This is a genomic window from Pedobacter sp. NEAU-ZC8, from assembly GCF_059278965.1.
The window spans coordinates 106,770-130,375 of record NZ_JCAJXC010000006.1; the positions used below are offsets into that span (position 1 = coordinate 106,770).

Here is a 23,606-nt window from a genome sequence, read left to right on the forward strand (position 1 = left end):
TTGTAAGTTTTAATTGCTTGCGTAATCATTAATAACCAGGATTTTGAGTAAGACTTGGATTCAATCCGATTTCAGAAGAAGGAATTGGCCATAGGTAATCTTTGGCACTGAAGGTCCTTCTTTGTGCACGGATATAACCATTATCTACTGCAGCATCACCAAACCTGGCACCATGTGCATAGCCATTTAAGGTGATCTCGCCAATTTTCCACCTGCGGATGTCATCTGTTCTTAAACCTTCCATTGCCAGTTCGGTCCGGCGTTCGCGGCGAATGATGTTGGTCATATCAGCGTTTCCAGGAAAATTCAGTGCAGCGGCATCGGTAAAACCTGCACGTTGACGCAAAAGCCTGATCGTATTGTTCCATACCGCTTCATCCATCTGTCCAAGGGCTTGTTTTGCTTCCGCATAATTCAGTAGCACTTCCGCATACCGGATCAGGTGCAGGTTCATACCCGAGGTAAAAGAAGCTAAAGCGATTGGATCATAATATTTACGCCAGTAGTAACCTGTTGGAGAAGAGGCCTGTGAAGCAGGACTAAATTCATCCAAACGAGCCGGATCTGGGTCGGTTCCAGGTTTAATGTAAATTACTTTGGTACTGCCATCTGGCTTAAGCCAATTGTACTGATCGTAGACCACGGTGGCGGTTAGACGCGGATCCCGGTTCACGTAAGGATTACTTTCCAGATATCCCGAACCGGCTTCCCTGATGCCGCGGCCATTCAGGGTAATATAATCATCAACAAGTTCCTGCGTTGGCGACATGCCACTTACCCGACCACCCACCGACCGTGGTGCAAAATCAAAAAATTCACCCCAGGTACGGATTGCTGGTACATATTGCAGGGAAAGTATTGCCTCATTGTTATTCTTGTTCAAAGCTGGGTCACTGAAAAGACTGCTGTAGTTAGCGACCAAACCATACTGCCCGTTAACTCCCTGGTTGTTCATCAGCTGCTCGCTTACTTCAACAACCTCAGCCATGCGGTTCCCTTCATACAATAACACACGGGCTTTTAAGCCCAGTGCTGCTCCTTTTGTAATGCGTCCATTTTCTGTAGCAGCAAGCTGTTCTTTGGCAGGCAATGCTGCTATGGCAGCGTCCAGTTCATCAAGTACAAATTGGATGACGGTTGCCTTTGGACTGCGGGTAATCACCTTGGCTTCGTCCGGAGAAATATCAGTACTGATCAGCGGTACATCGCCATACCACTTTGCAAGATTGAAATGTGCAAAAGCACGAATAAAGCGGTTCTCCGCTTTTAAGCGCTCGATCACCGCTGGTGCAAGCGTGGTGTTCTGATCCACACTCGCCAGAAAAACATTACACGATTTGATGGCGCTGTAGAAGTAGGTCCAGTCATTCAGGAATTTACCCTGTGCGGCATTGGCATTACCACTTGCGATGAGCGCAAAATCTCCTGTTGTGCTATAAGCATTATCTGAAGTTGCCTCGTTATAGAAGTACATGTTGCTGTTGTACATCAGGCTATAATTATTATTCAATGCGCTGTATACGTTTGCGTCAACGTTCCAGAAGGTTTGGTCGGAAAACCGATCGGTTGGCGCCAGGTCCAGTTTCTTACACCCTGATGCAACCGTTGCAGTCAGGAAGACGATTAGCAGTCTGATTAGAATTTTCATGTTTGTATTTTTAATATTTTCCTTAAAAAGTAATGTCTATACCTGCACCGTAGAATACTGGTAATGGATAGCTTCTGGCACTGTTAGAGCCCGAAGAAACACTCACATTATTTCCGAATTCGGTAGTTTCCGGATCAATAAAACTTAGCTTGCTGAGTGTGAAAAGATTTTGACCGATCAGTGAAACGCGCAGTCTTTCCATACCGGCTTTTTTGCTGATATTTCTAGGAAAGGTATAACCGATATTCACGTTCTTTAAACGCGCGTAGGCTGCATTGTATTTATACAGGTCAGAGCCGGAACGCCAGTTGTTTGTGTTCGATGCCGAACCAATCGCAGCAAGTCTGGGATAAGTAGCATCCGGGTTCTGCGGTGTCCAATAGTCTGTCATGTGCTGATAAACGGTTGCGCCATAATTGTAGTGAAAAGGCTCCACGAGTTCGCCACGCAGAAAGGCATCTCTTTTACCAACACCCTGTATGAACATTTGGAAATCAAAGTTCTTATAGTTTAACCTGTACGTAAAGCCGAAGGTATAACGTGGGAAGGGATTACCTAAAACCGTCTTATCTTTTTCGTCTATGATGCCGTCACCATTGCGGTCATTAAACTTGATATCGCCCGGGCCAACATTTGCACCTGCGGGCTTCGCTGCACTTTGCACATCCGCATCATTCTGGAAATAGCCAGCTCTTTCGTAACCATAGTATTGGGTGATCGGTTCACCAACCCTGCGGATTAGTTGAAACACATCCTGGTTGATGATCTGCTCGGTTGTACCACCAGTTAAGGTCATGAGCTTGTTTTTGCTGTCTGACAAGTTCATGCTGAAGCTATGTGCCGCTTCACCGGTTTTCATATTATACGTTAAGGTTGCTTCCCAGCCTTGGTTACGTACCTTGGCAACATTGTAATCCGGCAATCCAGCACCAAATAAGCGCGGCACGTCATAACGGGGCTGCAGGATATCGCTGGTGACTTTATTAAAGTAGTCAAATGATGCTGTAAGACTGTTGTTGAAAAAACCAAGGTCAAGCCCTACGTTCAGGGTGGCCGCTTTTTCCCAGGTCAAATCTTGGTTGCTCAGGTTAAAACCTGCCCCACCAACAGACTGGTTACTGAAACCATAGGCACTTGGGTAGTTAAAATACGTTGTTTGGTACTGGTAAGCGCCAACATTTTGGTTACCCAGGATCCCGTAGGTTGTACGCAGCTTTAAGTTGCTGATGGTATTTTCAAGCGGCTGCATAAAATCTTCTTCCGAAATTAGCCAGCCCAGGTTCACTGACGGAAAAATACTCGCGCGGTTACCTTTTGCAAACCTGGATGAATAATCATTACGAACGGTTGCTTCTGCCAGGTATTTGTTCTTATAGGCATAATTTACTCTGGTAAATAGCGAATTCAGGCTCCATTGGTCTATGCCAATACTGTTATAGGAATTTATTGCATCAATCAAGGTTCCCGTCGTGGCTGTACCTAAGTATGGGTCCGTCAAAGTCTTTTGTAATTGAAAGCCCCTCGAACTGAAATTTTCATTCGATGCACCGAACAAAGCTTTAAAGCTATGATCTGCTATAGTCTTGCTGTATTCCAATAAGAGTTGCGTGTTGAACAGATTAGATTTTGCATTGTTGTCGAATACCGTTGCATCTTCACCATAAATGCCGGATGGGAGAAAATCTACCCTGGTGCGGCGGAAAAAGTTGCCGTTATTAGCGATCGTTCCACCGAAAACCCCGGTTAACTTCAGGTCCTTGGTTAGGTTAAGCTGCGCATTGAAATTCCCAAAGATCTCGTCATTGTCTGCCTGGTTGAATCCGCCTTTTTCCAGCACCCCATATTCGTTGTACTGTGAAGCTACCGGGTTGGTGAGGTAGTTACCATTCTCATCCTGCCAGTTATAGTTCCATGGTACGCGGTTAGCATCAGCGAAGATGTTATTATCACCCACAGAGTTGGTTTTATTCCGTGTCTTGGTATAGTTCAGAATCACATTAACCTTCAGTACACCGATCTGAGAGGTCTGGTTTAAACGAAGGTTGTATTTGCTGTAACCAAAATCAGGACCTGAACCGCCGTTGCCGATGAAGTTACTTTTTTGATCCTGATAACCTGCGGACACATAGTAGGAATTGGTTTCACCACCACCGCTGAGGCTTACATTGTGCGACTGCTGCGGCGCATTTTTAAGGAGGTGCTCAATATCCCAGGTGCCGTTGCCTTGATTTTTCAGCTCCAGGATCTGATCTGGTGTATAAACCGGAGGCAGACCCGCGTTTACCAGCGAAAGGTTCTTATAATAAGCGTTGTCCCAGGCGTCAACTTTTTCAACCAGCACCCGTGGATCCTGCAAACCAAAGTTGGTATTGTAACTGAGTGATGGCTTTTGGTTGATCTTACCACTCTTCGTGGTTACCAATAGTACGCCATTTGCTGCACGTGAGCCATAAATAGCTGCCGAACCAGCATCTTTTAACACGGATACGCTGGCAATATCGTTCGGGTTCAGGGTATTGATGTTACCGCCGACGATCCCATCGATAACAACCAGTGGATCATTGTTACCAAGGGTCCCGACCCCACGGATGTTGATGCTTACATTACTGCCGGGGTTAAGCTGGCTTTGTTGGATGACCAGATTGGGTGCCTCACCCTGCAGGGCCTGCAAGGTATTCAGTACAGGTTTGTTTTCGATGTTTTCGGAACTAACCTGGCTTACAGCACCGGTCAGGCTCACCCGCGATTGCGTGCCGTAACCAACTACAACGACTTCATTGAGGTTCTGATTATCTGGCTGCAGGGTAACGTTAATTTGCGTTTTTCCGGCAATCGCAACTTGCTGGCTAAGATATCCGATATAGGAGAAGCTCAGGCTGCGGCCAGCATAAGCGTCCGGCACATTCAATTTATAATTACCGTTTACATCGGAGACGGTTCCTGTTTTAGTACCGGCGATGCTGATGTTTACACCAGGTATAGGTTGTTGCTTTTCGTCGAGTACGCGACCAGTTACCGTGATATCGGCAAGCTTTACTGCCCGCGCCACAGGCACGAAGGCCGCAACAGCAGCAGTGCCGTTAAACACTGCAGCACAAACCAGCATGGCTGCAAGCGGCTTGTGTAATCTTTTAAGTTTCATACAAATCTTATTTGGTTATTGGTTAATCTGTTATTTGGTTATTTTTTTATGCGGACTGCTGTTCAGGCTGATTTTTCATGATCATTCTTCCAGTAATGCTCAATGTCTTCCAGAGAACGGCCCTTGGTTTCGGGTATCACTTTCCAGGTCAGCCATATTGCCGGGGAGCAGCAAATTGCGAACAACCAGAAGGTCCAGGAAGAACCCAGCCCCTCCAGCATAACGGGCGTGAGTTGTCCAACCAGAAAATTTCCCACCCATAGAGACAAGGTTGCCAGTGCCATGGCTTTACCCCTGATGGCATTCGGAAAGATCTCTCCGATAACTACCCAGCAAACCGGTCCAAAAGAAAAAGCAAAGCAGGCTATGAAGGCCAGGATGAATAAGAGGATCCATGGCCCTGATGTAATCCCAAGCGCGAATAGGGCACCGATGATAATCAATGAGCCAACCGCACCGCCGATGCCGACAAATAACAAGGGCCTCCTACCCCATTTGTCGACAGTGAATATGGCTACAAATGTAAATACGACATTGACTAGACCGATGGTTACCTGGCCGCCAAGCGCGCTGTTCAGCGTGAATCCTGCCTGTTCGAGAATGCGGGGACCGTAATAGATAACGGCATTGATGCCGCAAACCTGTGACAGGAAGGGCAAAAGTAAACCGATCCATAAAGCTTTGCGGTAAACCGGGGTAAAAAGCGCTGCGAGCGGCGTATCTTTATCATCCCCCTGCATTTTAAATGCTTCGACCTCCCGCTTTGCAGCCTCAGGGCCATCAATTTTAACCAAAATGGCTGCAGCTTTCTGCTCCTGCCCGGTTAAGAGCAGCCACCTTGGGGATTCAGGCACCAGAAACAGGCAAATCAGGAAGATGGCTGCCGGCAAAGCACCAAGGCCAAGCATGGCACGCCAGACTTCCGTAGAAAAGATTTTGGTCATGCTCGCCGTTGCGTAAACTGAACTCGCATGATCCGCAAGATAAGCGTTCGAAAAGTAAGCCAGTACAATTCCAATTGTTAAAGCCAACTGGTAAAGCGACACCATCATGCCCCTTAAACGGGAGGGTGCAAATTCAGAGATGTATAATGGTGATACCATGGAAGCCACACCGATCCCCAGTCCCCCGATCAAACGGAAAATGATCAGTATGGAAAAGGTCTCCGCGTACATACAGCCAAGGGCGGAAGCTAAAAACAGGATCGCTGATAGGATCAGTACAATTTTGCGCCCGTACTTGTCGCTGAGTTTACCGGAGAAGCTCACCCCGATGATACAGCCCAGTAAGGCGCAGCTTACAAACCAGCCTTCGCTAACCGGGTTGAGGCTAAAGTCATTTTTTACCAGGCTGATCGTGCCAGATATTACGGCTGTATCGAATCCAAACAGGAAACCGCCTAAAGCAGCTACCAGGCATACCAGATATAGGTAAGAACTGCTTTTTTGGGGTGTTAGGCTATTGTTGCTTAAACTGTTCATCTTTGCTTACTTTAAAAATGCCTTGATCACTTTAGCGCGACCTTCACCCAGGTTTGTTAGTTGGTAGGATCCTGCCGCAGCTGGAACCACGAAGGTCTCCGCATAGGCATATTGCTGAATGCTGCCCTCTGCTGTTTGAATACTTACCGCATCTCCTTCAACGAGCATTAAAACTTGACAGCTGTCTTCCGTCTGTACGCTGATCTGCTGGTCAAATTCCAAACGGTGCACATCATAGAAATGCTCCGGATGTGTAGGCAGGTGCAGGATCTGCCAGTCCTCGCCTTCTGCAAGCAGCGCCTGCTTAGAGATCAGTTCCTGTGGTACCTTTTCACCTTTGCGCTCAAAATCCAGGTTATTAAAGGCATGTTCAATATTTATAGGTCTCGGATTTCCATCCAGGTCGAGCCTCACCCAATCGTACATCTTGAAGGTGAATATGTATGGCGTGGCACTTATTTCAAGCACTAAATTGCCCGCTCCAGCGCTATGCACCGTGCCGTTTGGTATTAGAAAAAAGTCATGCTTTTCCGCTTCGAACGATTGCACATACTTGTCTACCGCTATCTCTTCTCCCTTTTCCTGGCTTTCTTCCAGGACTGCTTTAAAGGTTTCGGGCTCGATGTCGTCCTGAAACCCCAGGTAAACCCTTGCATCTTTTTCGCAGTCCAGAATATAATAGGTCTCATCCTGGGTAATCTGCTCACCAAAGTGCTCCTGAATATATTTTAGACTGGGATGGCATTGGATGGATAAATTGCCCCCTCTTACGGTATCCAGAAAATCAAAGCGGATTGGAAACTGGTCACCATAGGTTCCAGCATGTTTACCAAGCATTTGCTGCTGATTATGGAACATCAACATATCGAAAGAAACTTCCAGTAAATTGCCGTTACTTTCGAACACCAAACCATTTTCAGGTGAGATCAACTCAAAAGACCAGGCATAATTCACAACGTCGGTATTCAGGCCGCTGATGTGCTCCTTGATCCATTGCCCACCCCAGGCGCCCGGTTCGAACCAAGGTCTGGCGCGAATAACGGACTGACTGAGTTGATCCAGCGCCGAAGCAAGGTCCGACTGATACATCCAGTTGATGGTGTCGGGCCATTGGCCGTCTGCGACCACCGTCATTTTATTTAGAATTGACTTTTTATGTTCATTCAGCAGCACCCAGTCTACAAAGAAGGCCCGCTTGTACATTTGAAAGGGCTGTACAAACTGTGTTGCACCCAGGTTATTTACTGCTCCTGCGCGCATCCGAAACTGAAACTCATTTTTAGGGAGATCGATATATAGGATTGCGGCATCCCAATTGGCCAATGCAGCCGCAGGGCCGATGATGATATTGACCTCTGCAGTGTGATCGGGCAATTGCGCCTTTAGTGCTTCAATCTGGTATAAGTCCGGCAGGCTTAATGTACATTTGCTACCCCATACCGCGTCTTCTGCACCAAGAAAAGGCGCGATCAGCGTATCGATATCGGCACTGGACTTTAGAAAGTCTCCTGTTTTGATCCAATTCGCACGGTATCCCCGTGCCTCAAGGCAGCTATTGATGGCCTCCTGTACATTATCCCAGAATACACCAACATAACCGTCAATAAGCACAGTCCGCTGCTCCACAATCCACTGCGTTAAGGATTCATAGCCACTGAAGATTTTGTCCTTACCCAGAGCAGCGGAAGGATAAATATTATACCCATCTTTTACATTATGGGGCTTATCTAATTGGGAAGGCATAAGGAACTGCGCTGTTTTACGTAGTTCAGCGCTGGTGTGGACTGGGTTAGCTCTTAGATCTGAAGTCATGATTTTATTTATGCGTGTACATATTATTTTAAACTCTTGCAGGATATAGGCTGTCAGGCATATTATTAGAAATACACGATGGTGACCATCCTATATGTACAAACATATACATTTGTTTAGATAAACAAAATGTTATTAAAAATTAAACTTCCGAGGCAATAGTATTTAAAATACACTAACACAGGCCTTTTCATACCCTTATATGTACATACATATAAGGATTAGCGGAATTATTTTACTTTTGTGTATAATCATGACCATGCGCTATAGTATAGATCACAAGAGTCCTGTTCCGCTACATGTTCAGGCAGAGAACCTGCTCAGGCAGCTTATTACCGAGGAACAATACCAGAATGGGAAGAACATCCCGAATGAAGTGGAGTTGGCCGAACGGCTGGGGATCTCGAGAACTACGCTTAGGATAGCGATTAACAAATTAGTGTTTGAGGGTTTGCTCATCCGTAAAAAACGGGCAGGAACGAAGGTTGCGCCAGGTGCCGTAAGCTCCAAATCAAATAACTGGCTGAGTTTTTCACAGGAGATGAAATTAAGGGGAATCCCGATCAAGAACTTTGAACTGCATGTTACCTGGGAACTGCCTGACAAGAACCTGATGATCTTCTTTAATATCCGGTCCGATGAGCCGGTCTTAAAAATGGAGCGGGTCCGTGGTCGGCCGGAGGAGCCCTTTGTTTATTTCGCCTCTTACTTCCATCCCAGGGTGGGACTTAGCCCCGACGATGACTTCAAACGTCCGTTGTACGAGTTACTGGAACAAGAACATGGTGTAATTGCAACTTTATCAAAAGAAGAAATCAGTGCAATTGGCGCCGATGCGTTCATTGCGGAAAAATTACAGGTACCTGCCGGCAGCCCCATTCTTTTTCGCAAGCGGTTTGTGTACGATCAGCTGGAGCGGCCCATTGAATTTAACGTAGGTCATTACAAAGCGGACAGCTTTGTTTATACGGTAGAGAGTACAAGGTAGCTCAAATGACGCAGCCTCCACACCTTGCGCATATTTACTATAAACCTTTATTCAATCATTAGCGATATGGCAATGTATAGGCTTGAGCAACTTCAGTAGTTGTAATGAGAAATTCTCTGTTGAAAACGGCCTTGCACTGACCCAGGAGTCTTAAAAATTAACAGCTGAACAGAAAGGTTTACAACTGAAAAGGATGTTCACTAAGTGCTTCAGGACTTAGGACTTGCGTATTGTAGCACGAGAAGATTATACCTGTGCAATAATTTCACAACTTTCTCGCAATATGCTTATATTGCGGCTTGTTCATAACGATCTCATATGGATTTCCCAACCTATAAAGTCTTTTTTAAGGCTGTACTGGATAGCGCAAAACGCCTTCCGCCCTACAACAATCCCGACTACCTCAACTATACCAAGCTGAACTGGTCGAGGCAACGCCGTTGGCTCACGATTGGCCAGCTGGACGACACGCTGGTACAACACCTAAAGCAGCTTGATAAGCCCCAACAATGGATCGTGATCACGGAACCCTGGTGTGGCGATGCGGCACATATCCTCCCTTTTTTGTACATGCTCAGCGAGCAAAATCCCTTGATTAAACTCGATATACAGCTCCGTGATTCGGAGCCCTTTCTGATCGAACAATACTTAACCCGCAATGCGAAGTCCATCCCCAAGTTTGTGATCCGTGATGGCAGCAATAAAGATCTGCTGGTTTGGGGGCCAAGGCCGGAGCAATGCCAGGTGCTTTATGACCGGCTAAAGGCCGAAGATGCCAGCGATGAGGAAATCAAACTTCAGTTACAATGGTGGTATAATGAAGATAAAGGCCAGAGCCTGCAAAAGGAATTATTCCAGGCCATGAACGGGAAGTTCTAGCCCCTTGCATATTTTTGTTGTTTTTATTTAAACTTAGTGCAGGAATTCCCGTTAATACATTACAAAAGAAAACATGGAAAGGGTTATACAGATTGTTGAAGATGATGCAGACATCAGGTTTATTGTAGAATATGTACTCGAAGATGCTAGTTATACCGTGGAAACCTTCGAAAATGCGAAAGCCTTTTTAAACCGTAGCAACAAAGAAAACGTTCATCTGGTGATCATGGATGTGATGTTGCCTGATGGCAGTGGCATCGACCTCAGTAAATCCCTTAAACAAGCTTCTGATACCAGCTCCATTCCGGTTATTATCATGTCTGCGCATGCCCCTTCAGATATCGCGCTCTCGGAAGGTGCCGCGGACGGATTTATACAGAAACCTTTCGACATTGATCACTTTGTAAATCAGGTTAACGCCTTTATCAAGGCTAAAGGATAAATACCTGCTGCCGCATGCAGATATTTAATATCTTTGCCGGCAAATGATCCGCCGCATTATTGCTTTTACGTTACTGCTCGCGCTGTTAAGTTCCATCTTATCCAAGCTCTTTGTTTACGCGGAATTCAAATCCAATCAGGCTTATATCGCTGCTACCCTTTGCGAAAACCGGGATCGTCCGGAACTGAACTGCGAGGGAAAGTGTTATCTGATGAAGAAACTGAAGGATGCGGAAGACAAAGAAAAGAAGCAGGAAAACCAGACACAGAAAAAAGCATCCGTAGACCTGTTCTTCCTGAACGAAACGGCTGCCCCTGCCCTGGTCATCACCGTTCCGGCGAAAAAGACACCTTCAATCCAGAAGTTTGAACTGCCGGAATTCAACCGCGAAATCGCCCACCCACCCAGTCTATCCTGTTAAAATTTTCTGCGCCAGCGACCGGCTTTGTTTTACAGGGCCCCGGTTCCGCCTGTGCGCTACTTTCTGAATTTTTAACATCCTTTTCGCGTAAAATGAAAATACCATTTTTCAGCATGCTGATGCTGTTGCTGCTTGGCGGCGTAAAAATCTATGCACAATCCGATAAAAACAACCCTGCAGGATACAGAGAAAATCTTAAGGACACGCTTGCGGGTGAGAAACTGAAGGAAGTGGAAGTAAAACTCCATAAACCCCGCTACCAGGTTTCTAAAACCAGTGCTGCCAGCCGTACCGAAGTACCGCTGTTGCTAAGCCCGCAATCGGTGCAGGTGATGAACACAGAAGCCATGGCCGACCGGCAGGCGATCACCCTGAATGAAATTGCCGGCAGCTTCACCGGCATGAAGGCCAACAACGGCAATGGTTCATTCAACATGCGTGGCTTTACGGCCTACTCCCCCAATGATGCAAGTTTCCTGTTGTACAACGGTATCCGGGGGAACCTGTTCCTCTGGAGCCAGCAACCGCTGCTCTATAATGTAGAAGCGGTGGAGCTGCTGCGTGGCCCTTCCGGCGCCCTGTTCAGTGAAGGTGCACCTGGTGGCGTCATCAACTTCATCACCAGAAAACCCCAGGAAGAACCCCTGGCGCGGATAGACCTGAGCTTCGGCAGCTGGAAATTCCGCCGGGCAGCGCTCGACCTGGCTGGCCCCTTAAGCAGGAATAAAAAACTGCTGTACCGGGCGAATATCGGTTATGATCGCTCGGAGAGTTTCCGCAATGATCAGGACAAAGAGAACATCTTTCTCGCGCCTTCCATCAGCTACCTCTTCAATGCAAACACGGACCTGAACCTGGAAATTAATTACGCCAGGCAGAAGGCCCTGCAGCAATACGACAATGGCAGCTTCATCCGCCGTAATCCGGATGGCAGCTTTGATTTCGACTACTACCCTGCCGCCCTTACGGTGCAGAGCCCAAGTGATTACGGCCGGACAAACAATAGTTCCGCAACACTGACCTTCAACCACCGCTTCAACGAAAAGCTGAAGCTTAGCCTGGTGCAGCGCGCTGTTAGAAATGTGCTCGACTATACCGATCATATTCCACAGGGCCAGATCAGAAATGACTCGATTAGTCGCGCCTACCAGGACTGGGAAACGGACCGGTTTTCCTTGCAGACGACCGCATTCGTCAATTACAGTCTGAAAACAGGGGTATTGCACCATGAATTTATTGTCGGTGCGGACTATAACCGTTATGGCTGGACCAGGAATGATTATGTCTATAAAGCCTCTACCCGTATTTCGATCTTCCATCCAGATTACAGCAATGATCCACCTGCCGCAGATGCACCGGTGCTGGAGTCGGACGACAATAAACGGGTGACCAATCTTGGCGGCGCATACCTGCAGGATCAGATCAGCTTCGGTAAAAGTCTGCGGGCACTGCTGTCCTTAAGGTACGACAACTACGACGCTAAGGAAACACCACTTTCTGCCCGCGACAGCAAACAAGGTGATGCGCTTCAGGCTTCGGGCTGGATACCGCGTGTAGGTTTAGTCTATCTGCCGGGGGAAAACATTTCCATTTACGGTAGCTATCTGCGATCCTTCAATCCACAAACCTCCAATAATGTGCTTTCCGGCGGACCCTTTCCTACCCGGACGGCAACACAGTATGAACTGGGCTCCAAAGCAGAACTGCTGCAAGGGCAGCTTTCGGCCAGCGTTTCTGCCTACCAGATCAACTATGCGAACATCCTGACGGCAGCGCCAACACCAGAAAACTCGCACCGGCAGGCTGCTATTGATGGCACCCGTAGCAGGGGTCTCGAATTTTCGTTGATGGGCAGCATCCGGCAGTTGAACATCATTGCAGGATATGCCTACAATGAACATGTGGTACGAAGCACGACGGCCTTTGGCAAAAAAGGCGACCGCTTTGCCAATGCACCTAAACACATGGCCAACCTCTGGCTGAAATATCAGGTTGGGCGTACTGCTTGGAAAGGTTTGGGTATCGCTGCCGGGATGCGGTATGTAGGTGATCAGGTCGGACTGATCAGCAATCAAAACTTCATCTTCCCGGAATATACGGTCTTTGATGCGGCCCTGAATTATCAGCGTGGTCGTTACAACATCCAGCTGAATGCTTACAACCTGGCTGACAAACACTATTTCACAGGCAGCAGGTCGGGAGTAACAAATGCCGGCTTAGGTGATCCTTTCAACTTCAGGCTGGGCCTGACTTACCAGATCTTTTAGTCCTATGAAAAAGATTACAAAAATAGCCTTTGCACTACATAGCTGGCTCGGACTGATCAGCGGCATCTTCCTGCTGCTGCTCGGTCTGAGTGGTTCCGCACTGGTGTTCATGAAGGAAATCGATCAAAAGCTCAATGCCGACCTGTTGAGGGTTCATCCGCCAGCCCCGCATGCTGCACCAATGCCGCTGGACCGGGTTTACCGGCAAATCACTGCGCGCCATCCGAATCTCAGGGGCATTGCCTGGCTGAACCCGGATGCTGCAGCTGACCAGGCCTGGGCTTTCCGCTTGTACCAGAACGATGGCAGGATCAGCACTTACGATCTGGGGCTGATGAACATTGATCCCTACACCGGCAAGGTGCTGCGGGAGGGCAAACTCCGGGAGTTCAATCCCGGTTTGATGCACTGGATCCTGCAGTTCCACTGGAGCTTCCAACTTGGGCTCCCTGGTTTATTGCTGGCCACCATCTTCGGCATCACCATGCTGCTATCCATGCTGACCGGACTGATCATCTACCGGAAGTTCTTCTGGCGGGTACTGCTGTTCAGGGTACCTTTTAAATGGGACAGCTGGCGCAGGGCCTCCTCCAGTCTGCACCGCATTATCGGTGTCTGGACACTGTTGTTTAACCTTATCATTTTCTTCACCGGATTTTGGATGAACATGTTCTCGATGGATCCGGCTTATTGGAAAAAGCAAATGCGGCCAGCGCCGGAAAACACCCTGGCGGAGGTATCCATGGATAGCATGTTAGGCAGTGCAAAAGCAAGCATGCCGGATCTGAGGATCAAAAACATCTATCTGCCTACGCAGCCAGGGAAGGATTTCCGCATCAGCGGCTTGCGGGAAGGACAGCTGCCCTTGTTCTATAACCCGAATTCCGTGTCCATAGATCCGAAAAATGGCCGGATTGTTCATGTGCATCGTTTTGAAAACATGGGGATGTGGGAAAAGATCGAAAGCAGTTTTATGCCCCTTCATACCGGAAGTTTCGGGACCACACCGGTAAAAGTAGGCTATGTGCTCCTGGGTTTAACACCTGGGTTACTGTCGATTAGCGGCGCCTTGTTGTTCTGGCGAAGGCGCAATAAAACGGAGGGCAGCCTTAAAAACAAAATGTAATTTATACCAATCTAACAGCTTCGTTACTTAAAATTAACACGACTGGTAGCGAGGCTTTCCAAATTTATCAGACATTTGCGGTTGATGCGAAGAGAACGTAAACAGATTTTGAGAAGATGCTACCAGGCCGGCGCCATGCTGCTGGTGATGCTGTTTCTTTCCATCTCTGTCGCACAGATCTTCCACAGTCACCCGAAAGTTGCCGCACTGGAGCACACGCACCAGCATGAAGGCAATGATCAGGATCAGGTTGCTGCAGCCGACAAATGTCAGATATGTGATTACCTCGCACATCAGCAATCCAAAGAATTCTACATCAGTCATCCATTGGTGCTCAGCGTACCCCTTCCGGATGCAATTACCTTAAACACCAATGTCTTTGTTGGAAACTACAAGTTTAGCTTACAAGGCTTCACCAACAAAGGTCCTCCTGCTTTTTCCTGCTAGTCAGCCATCTTTCTAGATACTGACGCCGATGCTGCCAGCATGCTGGCCTGCAATCCCCTTTGCTATATTTTTTAATTCTTAATGCTATAAAATGACTGCTTCTGTATGGAAGGGCATTTTCACCGTAGCGTTTTGCATGTTTTCCTTTTTGCTTCATGGACAGACCATACGTTTGTCGGGCAAAGTTGTGAACGCCGCAGAACAGCCGCTGGAAAATGTCCTGCTTAGCCTCCAGCCTGTAAACCGCAATGCACACAGCGATGCTTCGGGCAATTTCCAATTTTCAAACCTGCAACCTGGCAAATACAGGCTTAGTGCTTCAGTAGAGGGCTATATGCTGTTGAACCAGGAGGTGGAGCTTTCCGCCGACCGGCAGCTGCGACTGATGCTGCATGAGCGGCAGCACCAGCTGAAAGAAGTGGAGGTACGGGACAACCTGATCCAGCAACGCAAACAGGAAGAATCGCTGAATGTGGAAGTCATCCGGCCGGATTTCATACAACGGAATCTCGGTGGCAGTCTGATGAAAACGCTGGAGCGGCTGCCGGGTATTAAGACCATTGGCATTGGTTCGGGGCAGTCGAAACCCCTGATCCGCGGCCTGGGCTTCAATCGTGTGGTGGTGGTAGACAAAGGCGTAAAACATGAAGGGCAGCAATGGGGTGCCGACCATGGGCTGGAGCTGGACCAGTTTGCTGCCGGGTCTGTGGAGCTGATCAAAGGTGCAGCGGCGTTTGTATATGGCTCGGATGCCATTGCCGGAGCCATTCACGTGAAGCCGCCGGCTGTACCTGCAGCCCACACCCTTGGCGGCTCGGTGGAGCTGATTGGAAAAAGCAACAATGATCAGTATGGCACTTCCATCAATCTGTATGGGCGCAAACAGCAACTCTTCTTTGATGCGCGGATCACGGAGCAGCGTTATGGCGATTACCGAGTTCCCGCAGATACAGTATTCGTTTATGATTATGCGGTGCCCTTGCACAACAGGCAGCTCCGGAACACGGCAGGCCGGGAAAGTGGATTGCATTTCAGTACCGGATACCTGAGCGATCATTTCCGCTCGATCTTCTACCTGAGCAATAGCTACAGCAAAAGCGGCTTCTTTGCGAATGCCCATGGGCTGGAGCCGCGCCGTGTGGATGAAGTCATGCACGATGCCAGCAGCAGGGACATTCAGCTGCCAAGCCAGAAAGTGAACCATTTCAAGATCATCAACCGCAGCAGCTACCAGCTTGCGGCGCATAACCTGGAGCTCGAAATCGGCTACCAACGTAACTTCCGCGAAGAGTTCAGCATGTACGTTAACCACGGCTTTATGCCTTCGCAATACCCGGATTCCATGCGCATCCCCGCTGAACTGGAGCGTGGCTTCGACAAGCGGGTATATACTGTGAATTTGCGGGACAACATCAGCCTGGGAAAACACCGATTGAGTATGGGGTTCAATCTGGAACAACAACATAACACCATAGATGGCTGGGGCTTCCTGGTGCCTTCCTTTGATCAAAGTACAGCAGGTGCATTCGTGTACGATAAGCTAAAAGTTAATGAGGAACTGCTGTTACATGCGGCCCTGCGCTTTGATTATGGAAGGATCAGGATGTTTGAATACCGCGACTGGTTTCCATCTAACATCAATGCCGGCGATGCTGCAAGTGCAGAACATGTGCTTCGTGCAGCAAACCTGAACCGGAACTTCAAGAGCCTGGTCTGGTCCCTGGGCATGAACTACAATCTTGAGCAACTGGCACTGAAAGCAAATGTGGGGAAAAGCTTCCGGATGCCGATCGCCAAGGAACTCGGCGCCAATGGGGTGAACTATCATTATTTCAGTTATGAACGTGGAAACGCAGACTTGTCGCCCGAGCAAAGCTACCAGCTAGACTTCAGTGCCGTCTGGACGGCGGAGCGCTGGTCCCTGCAGTTCAGCCCCTTTTACAACTATTTCCCCAACTACATTTACCTGAACCCTACATCCGCGCACGACCGCAATTATGGCGCAGGGAACCAGATCTTCGAATATGCGCAAAGTCGTGTGTTACGCTATGGTGCGGAGCTACAGCTGAAGTATAATTTTTGGAAAAGCCTGAGTACAGAAGTGCTTGCCGAGTACCTGTACAACAGGCAGCTTTCGGGTGCCAAAAAAGGTTATACGCTCCCCTTCTCCCCGCCGGCTTCCCTGCTGCTGAACCTAAGCTGGAACCCTGAACTCCGGGGAATGGAAGGCAGCTATCTCTCCCTGGACTACCGGATGACGGCAGCGCAGAACAAGATCGTTCCACCGGAAAAGAAGACCCCAGGTTATCAGACGCTGAATGTTCAGGCGGGCACAAAACTGCGCTTTTACGGGCAGGAAGTGCAGCTAAGCCTGCAGGCGCAGAACCTACTGAATGCACGCTACCTGAACCACACCAGCTTTTACCGGCTGATCGAACTGCCGGAAGCCGGAAGGAACCTGGTGCTTTCGCTGAAGCTGCCTTTTAAGATCAAACCGCAGCATTAAATGGATCTACTAAAGCCATGCGCAGCAGGAATCGAGTTCTTTAATCAGTATACAACAACCAACAAAATCAAAAATGAAAACAACAAAAACAAGTAACATGAAACACAACAAACTAATTGCAGGATTCCTGCTGATCGCGGCAACTTTTGGCGCCTGTAAAAAAGATGATGATGTCGCGGGGCTTTCTGCACCGGTGATCAGCGCCCTGGAGATTGGGCCAGACAACAACAAGACCGCACATCCGGGTGGCGATGTGCATGTGGAAGCGGAAATCACCGCGACCGCAAACATCGAAAGTGTAACCCTGGAGATCAACCCTAAAAGTGGCACAGGTTGGAAACTGAACACCGTTTATATGGAGGGCTTTGCAGGATTGAAAAATGCTGAGTTCCACAAACATGTCGATGTACCTGCAGACGCGGCTTTAGGCAGCTATGATGTCGTGTTAAAGGTAAGGGACAGCAGTGGACAGGAAACCAAGGTTGAATCTACTTTGGAACTGCAGAATGACCCAAGCCTTCCATCATTGGCTGGTTTTGAAGTTGGCCTGAACGCCGCTGGAAATGACCTGCATGCCGAAGCAACGGTTACCGCAGCGAATAAGATTGCCCAGATCATCGTAGAGATCCATGGTAAGGGCTGGGAAAAAGAATTCAGCTATGCTGATGCGAACATGGTAGGACAGACAACTTACAATTTCCACAAACACATGGATGTAACCGCCGCGCCTAAGGGACACTACCATGTGCACTTGAAAGTGGTAGATCAGGCTGGTAAAGCAGCGGAGTTTGAGGAGCATTTTGATAAACCTTAACACTGAGCAACGTAAAACTCATTAAATAAACCCTTTACAAACCCAACCGGAAGGCCAATGGCCTTCCGGTTTTATACGTTAAGCCATGAATATTTTTAAAGGAGGCATCCTGATGCTATTAAGCTGTGCAGCGATTCTAAGTGGCTGCAGCAAAGACGAGGACAAAAGTCCTATTGACGAGACCTATCCGGTGATCGATATCACTGCGGCAAATGCATTTCCAAAGCAATGCAGTGAAATTGAACGAGGCAGCAAATTCACGTTGCGTGCAACTTTCAGTGATAATGTTGAACTGGGTTCCGTGAGTGTGGATGTACACCATAATTTCGACCAGCACAGTCACAGCACAGAAGTAAACAGCTGCGCCATGGAAGCCAAGAAAACGGCTGTTAAGCCATTTCTCCTGATCCAGGATTTTCCGATAGCTCCGGGATTGAAACAGCATGTACTGGAGCAGGAAATAGATGTGCCGGCTGATGTAGATGCGGGCGACTACCACTTCCTGATCCGGGTAACGGATAAAGCGGGCTGGCAGACTATTAAGGGGATCAGCATTAAATTGAAGTAACAGTTAGTTGATGTATCGTGCAAATTTCCTTTTGAAGATCTGCGATACACCCAAACTTAGCATGAACAATTGTAAAACTTCGTTTAGTTTTGTGCAATTTTTATACGAAGTAGAAATATTTTCCGAAACTGTTGTATCTATTTCTATATTTGTCCTGAGAGCGTTAATGCAGGGGGGTAACTGAGAGGTTACTCTCTTGCATACCTTTAAATCAAAATCCCCTGGTGGTTTACCATTCTGCCATTTGTCTGCCCTTCCATATTCGGAAGCTGCACCTCCCCCTTCGAAATCCGCAACAACAAATTATATCGTTCCAGCAGATCGATATATTTTTCCTTCCAGACATCTATTTTTTGATCTTCAATGCTTGCATTACGTTCAACGGCGATAAAGTCTTCGGAAACAAACTGGTCGGGGAACTGTTCGGAGAAATCGTGACCAATAGCCTGTCCCACTTTAATAATGTTTTCCGGTTTAAGTCTGGGCTGTAAAAACCAGTTGTAGATGGAGCGTCGGTTAACGCCGGTAATTTTCGCAAGATCAGAGATCGAATGACCCTGTCTTCTGATAATTCTTTCGATGATATCACCTTGATGTGCTGCCATTTTTTTTCTGTTTGATGGTTCAAAAAATTGTTTGCTTCGTCAAAGTAGTGTAAACATTACCCACATTGTGGTCATTCATGCTCATCTTTTCCCTAGAAATCAGGGATTTAAACGAGAAAAAACGTCCAATGGCTCGGGAGCGTATTTCAACTTCTTTTCCATTATAGATGATGCAAACAGCAGGCCTAAACAGATCTTTCCGCCAGCCAGACCTGGCCGGCAATGCGCTCGCTGAAGAATGCCATCTCTATCCCAACCTCCGCCATGTCTGCGGTTTTTTGTGCGGATAAGCGACTGAAGGCGCTTCGGGATTGGATCCAGGCGATGTACTTCAAACCTGCAGCCTCCATACTTACCAGCAGGTCCTTGGCTACCCATTCTGCTGCTTCTGACCAATTGCCCAGCACATCACTATTGTCATTGAGCAGCTTGCTTGCCCGGTTGTACCTCACTAGTTCCAGGATTTTCAGTCCACCACGTTGTACGGACTCAAAGTCCTGATAACCCTTCCATTTAGATTCGACCTGGTGTAGCGTTGAATTATAATGAATGCTGACATATTCATCCTGGTAGGTTTTGTGTTCATCAATGAAGGGATTAGCGTGGCGATCGGGTTCCATGGGCAAACGGAAATAGAAGCTCGATCCCTTTCCAGGTTCGCTTTCCAGCCAATAGGTGCCCTCATGGCGTTTGATCACATCTGCGGAAATGAACAATCCAAGGCCTAGCCCTTCAAAACGCATGGCCGTATTATCAGTACGGAAATAACGGTCAAAAAGCCTGTTCACATTATTTTTATCTATGCCGACGCCATAATCCTGTACGCAGACGATCACATGCTTTTCTTCCAGGCTTACCCGCACCAGCACCTCCTCCCCACCGGGCGAGTATTTGATCGCATTGTCCAGCAGGTTGATCAGCACTTGCTCCAACCGCAGCCGGTCGCCATGCAATTCAAAGGGTTCACAGCTATTTAGAATGATCTCATGTGTGCTTGCCGTCAGCTGTACATTCTCAATAGTTTCCCGCACCATCTGCAGGAAGTCGAATGGCTGCATGTCATAGGTCATTTTGCCGGCATTGATCTTGGTCACATCCAGCAGGTCGTTGATGAGCTTTTCCAGTCTCAGAATATTATTGTAAGATTTTTGAATATAGATGCCCAGTTGCTGTCCATCACGCACCCGGTTCATGAGTTGGTTGAAAGATTTTATACTGGTTAATGGCGTCTTCAGTTCATGGCTGGCGATGGAAAGGAATTCATCTTTACGCTGTTCGTTTTCCTTCTGCGCGTCAATATCCGTGTTGGTGCCCAGCCAAAAGGTGACCACCCCGTTTTCAATCATTGGCACCGCACGGCCAAGGTGCCAGCGGTAGCTGCCATCGGCAAATCGCAGACGGTATTCCGCCTGGTATTCTGCTCCGGAGCGTAAGGCTTCGGTCCATTGCCGGAAGATGACCGGCAAGTCGTCCGGATGCGCAAAATGTGGCAGGCCGATCTCCAGGATTTCCTCAGACGTATGCCCCAGCGAGGTACAAAGCACATTGTTCACGGCGAGCAGCTGACCATCAGGATCTGTGGTCCATACCTGTTGGGGAATGGCATTGAGCAGAAAGCGCAATCGTTCGCTTTCATTTTCTGCCTGCTGTTGCATGCGTTGTATTTCTTCGGTACGCAGTTGCACCCTTTCCTCCAGTTCTGCGTTGAGCTTACTTAAAGCTTCATGCGCCTGCTGCAACTGCTCATTTGTTGCTTCCAGCTCTTCATTGGTGGCATTCATCTCTTCGCTGGTGGCGAGTACTTCCTCATAGGCCTGGCTCAGCTTCTCATTCAGTGCGATCAACTCTTTTTCCCGAAGTTCTAGCTGTTTTCGCGCAGCAACATGTCCGGTAATCTCGTATTTAAAACTTAGCACACCAGTGATCTCTCCCGCTTCGTTCCGCAGAGGCTGGTACACCAGATTGAAATAGCGGCTGATCATCTCCTGGCCATGCTGTGCTGGCAGTGGAATTTCAATCTCGGTTTCGATGAAGGATTTACCTTGCTGATAGGTTTCCTGCAGGATGTTCCAGATCGGCATACCAAACACTTCAGGCATCACCTCAAGTACCTTGCGGCCCTGGAGCCCGCTGCCCTGCCCCATTTCACGTTCATACGCCGGGTTCACATATTCGTAACGCATTTCCGGTCCGACCGCAATGGCGATCTGCGCCGGGATCTGATCGAAGAGCTGCCGCATTTGTGTACTGAGCAGCAACGCGGTTGCCGCGGTCTGCTTTTCCAATTCCAGCCTTTCCTGAAGGCGCTGTTCGTAGGCCACCTGTGCAGTGACGTTATTGATGTCGTGAATGAGGTAAATAACTTCGCCCGAAGCATTCTGAACCGGTGTATGGCTGATCTTCCAATGGGATTCAATGGCTTTGGCCTCCGGCGCTTCCCAGTCGGGAATATGAAATTGTACCAGGGGCATCTCGTGCCTTTGCCTGGTTTCGATGGCCGTTTCGAAGGACTGCCGCAAACCGGCATCCAGCGCCCGTTGCCAGTTAGCATTCCCCTCGAAGACCTCATGGACATTTCTGCCGAGCAGCAGCTCCCGCGTTCTGCCCACCAGATTCAGATAGGCATTGCTGGCAGTTAGTATTCGGTAATCCGGGCTAAGTATCAGACAATGGTAAGGTAAAGTGTCGAAGATTTGAAGACTTTGCGAACTAAGAGGTGCGTCGGCATTCATTTCCATACGGAGTATATCAGGTTTTTAAAAATACACAAATTTGCTTTGGTGCAAATACCTTTTTGCAGGACAAAAAAACCCGGTCACTTGTGGCAACCGGGTTTTCAGGTATGTTAGATAATTACAGGATGTTCCTGTCGCGTTTGTCTGGATCAATATTCTCGGTATCTACCTCCGTATGACGTACGGTATCTACAATCGTCTGATCGCTTTCGGTCACCTCCTTATTCAGGCTAACTTCTTCAACCACACGGGCATCTTTACTAATCACAGGCACTTCCGCACTTTCGGTCATCTCTACGGTACCCTGCTGAAAGGTGTTAAAATCTGCTTCTGTCGCCGGACGATCTACAGGGGTCCGTGTTACGGTAACACGTTCCTGGCGTAAACGGATGTTCTCCTCTACGGGGCGTTCCACAATGCGGCTGCGTAAACGTACACCGCCGGTGCGCACTTCCTGCTTACCTACATTCAGATTTTCTTCCACAACTTTAATGGAGTCTGGATTGGAAAGGTTAGCGTCGATGTCTCCGGTAAGGCTTCGGCCCAGGTTCGCATCAGAATTCTCCGTATAAGCAGCAGAGGTGGTTTCATCGATGTCTGCAAGTGAGGCTTCGTCGAAGTCGCTGCCGCCAGTGCCCGCAAAGCCGCCGATTGGTGTGGCATCACCTTCCGGCATATCCGAATAATTCGACGTGGTTGCCGTGTCGAAGTCGCCGCTCAGGTTTGCCGCACCAGGGATGTTGCCCGCCGTAGTGTCCCAGTCGTCGCTGTCGTTCACGTTTACCGCGCCATATTCATCCAGGATATCCGCTGCGCGTTCCGCTTCATCATAGGAATTTGCATGCACGGTAACGACCGTTCCTCTTTTCCCAGCTTCAATATGGCGGTTAATCAGATGCTCATCGTCATCATCATTTCCACCGAACAGGTTACGGAAGAAGCCGCCGATAGAGTCATTGTCTTTATGATCGTGTTCATGCAGTCTGGACTCCGCAGTAACATCGGTTACACCACCGGTGATGTCGTTACCTGAATAGTCTGGTGCAGTATAGTTTGAATCTGCAACATCGATATTTCCAGGATGAAAGCCGTTGTTTTCCAGGTGCTGACGGGCTACGGAAGCCTCTGTAAAGGTTTTAAAAATTCCAATTACTGTGTGTGACATAATTTTACGTTTTAGGGGTTGTTTTTCTTAGGTTGTTTTTCGTAGGTTGTTTTGATCGCCTTAATGTTATTAGGTAGATGTAGGGTTGCGTTTAATTTCCACCGACTCTTTGCGGAGCACTTCCGTACCGCTGAGGGTTTGTTCGGTGTTGCGTTTATGGATGTGCAGCTCTTCCACCAGCATGAGTTTCTTTTCTACCACCAGTACTTCCTTAAGCACCGGAATGATTAAGGTATCACCTTCGTACCGGCTTGCCGGCGGAGCAGTATCAACATACTGGTTTATGGCTTTTCTTTCCATGATCACCTCCTCCTGGTTCAGTGGCACGCTGTAGTCCACCGCCTCCTCAGTAACGGTTTTGGAGACCTGCACGCGGCCGGTTTCCTTCCAGACTTTATGGATGTGCAGCTGCTCTTCGATGACTGGTATTACCGTGTTCGGTTCATGTGGTTTCTGTTCCATAGCTCGGTTTTGATATACTAGTCAACCACTTAGCCCAAGGAATGTTTAATTTTCTTATAAAAAAATTATTGTATTAACAATGTAACTATTGTGTTACG

The 23,606-nt window shown here is 48.1% G+C and carries 18 protein-coding genes; 10 read left to right on the forward strand and 8 right to left on the reverse strand.

Annotated elements, in window-relative coordinates; all coding sequences use genetic code 11:
- Positions 1-28: 28 nt before the first annotated feature.
- The 4 genes from AC5WJX_RS06795 to AC5WJX_RS06810 form a co-directional block, all read right to left on the reverse strand.
- Entirely contained in the window at positions 29-1,648 is a 1,620-nt protein-coding gene (locus tag AC5WJX_RS06795; protein ID WP_494483904.1) for a RagB/SusD family nutrient uptake outer membrane protein, read from the reverse strand.
- Positions 1,649-1,670: 22 nt separating this feature from the next.
- Entirely contained in the window at positions 1,671-4,790 is a 3,120-nt protein-coding gene (locus AC5WJX_RS06800; RefSeq protein WP_494483905.1) for a SusC/RagA family TonB-linked outer membrane protein, read from the reverse strand.
- Between the two features lie 62 nt (positions 4,791-4,852).
- On the reverse strand, positions 4,853-6,271 hold the full coding sequence (locus AC5WJX_RS06805) for a sugar porter family MFS transporter (RefSeq protein ID WP_494483906.1): 1,419 nt from the start codon (positions 6,269-6,271) through the stop codon (positions 4,853-4,855).
- A gap of 6 nt (positions 6,272-6,277) precedes the next feature.
- Positions 6,278-8,083: a class I mannose-6-phosphate isomerase gene (locus AC5WJX_RS06810; protein ID WP_494483907.1), complete on the reverse strand. Its 1,806-nt coding sequence runs from the start codon at positions 8,081-8,083 to the stop codon at positions 6,278-6,280.
- 259 nt (positions 8,084-8,342) lie between these two features.
- Between AC5WJX_RS06810 and AC5WJX_RS06815 the strand changes: the two genes are divergently transcribed.
- The 10 genes from AC5WJX_RS06815 (at position 8,343) to AC5WJX_RS06860 (ending at position 18,541) form a co-directional block, all read left to right on the forward strand.
- Positions 8,343-9,071, forward strand: coding sequence for a GntR family transcriptional regulator (locus tag AC5WJX_RS06815; protein ID WP_494483908.1), 729 nt, complete (start codon positions 8,343-8,345; stop codon positions 9,069-9,071).
- A 318-nt stretch (positions 9,072-9,389) separates the two neighbouring features.
- Positions 9,390-9,950 carry a thioredoxin family protein gene (locus tag AC5WJX_RS06820; protein ID WP_494483909.1) on the forward strand — a complete coding sequence of 187 codons (561 nt, stop codon included), beginning with the start codon at positions 9,390-9,392 and terminating at the stop codon, positions 9,948-9,950.
- Positions 9,951-10,023: 73 nt separating this feature from the next.
- Positions 10,024-10,392 carry a response regulator gene (locus AC5WJX_RS06825; RefSeq protein WP_494483910.1) on the forward strand — a complete coding sequence of 123 codons (369 nt, stop codon included), beginning with the start codon at positions 10,024-10,026 and terminating at the stop codon, positions 10,390-10,392.
- A 43-nt stretch (positions 10,393-10,435) separates the two neighbouring features.
- Positions 10,436-10,813, forward strand: a complete 378-nt coding sequence (locus AC5WJX_RS06830; RefSeq protein ID WP_494483911.1) for a hypothetical protein — start codon at positions 10,436-10,438, stop codon at positions 10,811-10,813.
- A gap of 92 nt (positions 10,814-10,905) precedes the next feature.
- Positions 10,906-13,080 (forward strand): TonB-dependent siderophore receptor, encoded by a 2,175-nt coding sequence (locus tag AC5WJX_RS06835; protein WP_494483912.1) that lies wholly within the window; start codon positions 10,906-10,908, stop codon positions 13,078-13,080.
- Between the two features lie 4 nt (positions 13,081-13,084).
- Positions 13,085-14,206: a PepSY-associated TM helix domain-containing protein gene (locus tag AC5WJX_RS06840; RefSeq protein ID WP_494483913.1), complete on the forward strand. Its 1,122-nt coding sequence runs from the start codon at positions 13,085-13,087 to the stop codon at positions 14,204-14,206.
- Between the two features lie 84 nt (positions 14,207-14,290).
- Positions 14,291-14,653, forward strand: a complete 363-nt coding sequence (locus tag AC5WJX_RS06845; protein ID WP_494483914.1) for a hypothetical protein — start codon at positions 14,291-14,293, stop codon at positions 14,651-14,653.
- Positions 14,654-14,744: 91 nt separating this feature from the next.
- Positions 14,745-17,159 (forward strand): TonB-dependent receptor, encoded by a 2,415-nt coding sequence (locus AC5WJX_RS06850; RefSeq protein ID WP_494483915.1) that lies wholly within the window; start codon positions 14,745-14,747, stop codon positions 17,157-17,159.
- Between the two features lie 97 nt (positions 17,160-17,256).
- Complete coding sequence (locus AC5WJX_RS06855) at positions 17,257-17,973, forward strand: DUF4625 domain-containing protein (RefSeq protein ID WP_494483916.1); 717 nt, start codon at positions 17,257-17,259, stop codon at positions 17,971-17,973.
- Between the two features lie 85 nt (positions 17,974-18,058).
- The gene (locus tag AC5WJX_RS06860) at positions 18,059-18,541 is read left to right on the forward strand and encodes a DUF4625 domain-containing protein (RefSeq protein WP_494483917.1); all 483 of its coding nucleotides are present in this window, start codon (positions 18,059-18,061) and stop codon (positions 18,539-18,541) included.
- A gap of 206 nt (positions 18,542-18,747) precedes the next feature.
- On the opposite strand, the gene AC5WJX_RS06865 is transcribed toward AC5WJX_RS06860, so the two are convergent.
- The 4 genes from AC5WJX_RS06865 to AC5WJX_RS06880 form a co-directional block, all read right to left on the reverse strand.
- Positions 18,748-19,146: a helix-turn-helix domain-containing protein gene (locus AC5WJX_RS06865; RefSeq protein ID WP_494483918.1), complete on the reverse strand. Its 399-nt coding sequence runs from the start codon at positions 19,144-19,146 to the stop codon at positions 18,748-18,750.
- 185 nt (positions 19,147-19,331) lie between these two features.
- Entirely contained in the window at positions 19,332-21,884 is a 2,553-nt protein-coding gene (locus AC5WJX_RS06870) for an ATP-binding protein (protein WP_494483919.1), read from the reverse strand.
- A gap of 115 nt (positions 21,885-21,999) precedes the next feature.
- Positions 22,000-23,046, reverse strand: a complete 1,047-nt coding sequence (locus tag AC5WJX_RS06875; protein ID WP_494483920.1) for a YsnF/AvaK domain-containing protein — start codon at positions 23,044-23,046, stop codon at positions 22,000-22,002.
- Between the two features lie 69 nt (positions 23,047-23,115).
- Positions 23,116-23,508, reverse strand: a complete 393-nt coding sequence (locus AC5WJX_RS06880; RefSeq protein ID WP_494483921.1) for a YsnF/AvaK domain-containing protein — start codon at positions 23,506-23,508, stop codon at positions 23,116-23,118.
- Positions 23,509-23,606: the final 98 nt, after the last annotated feature.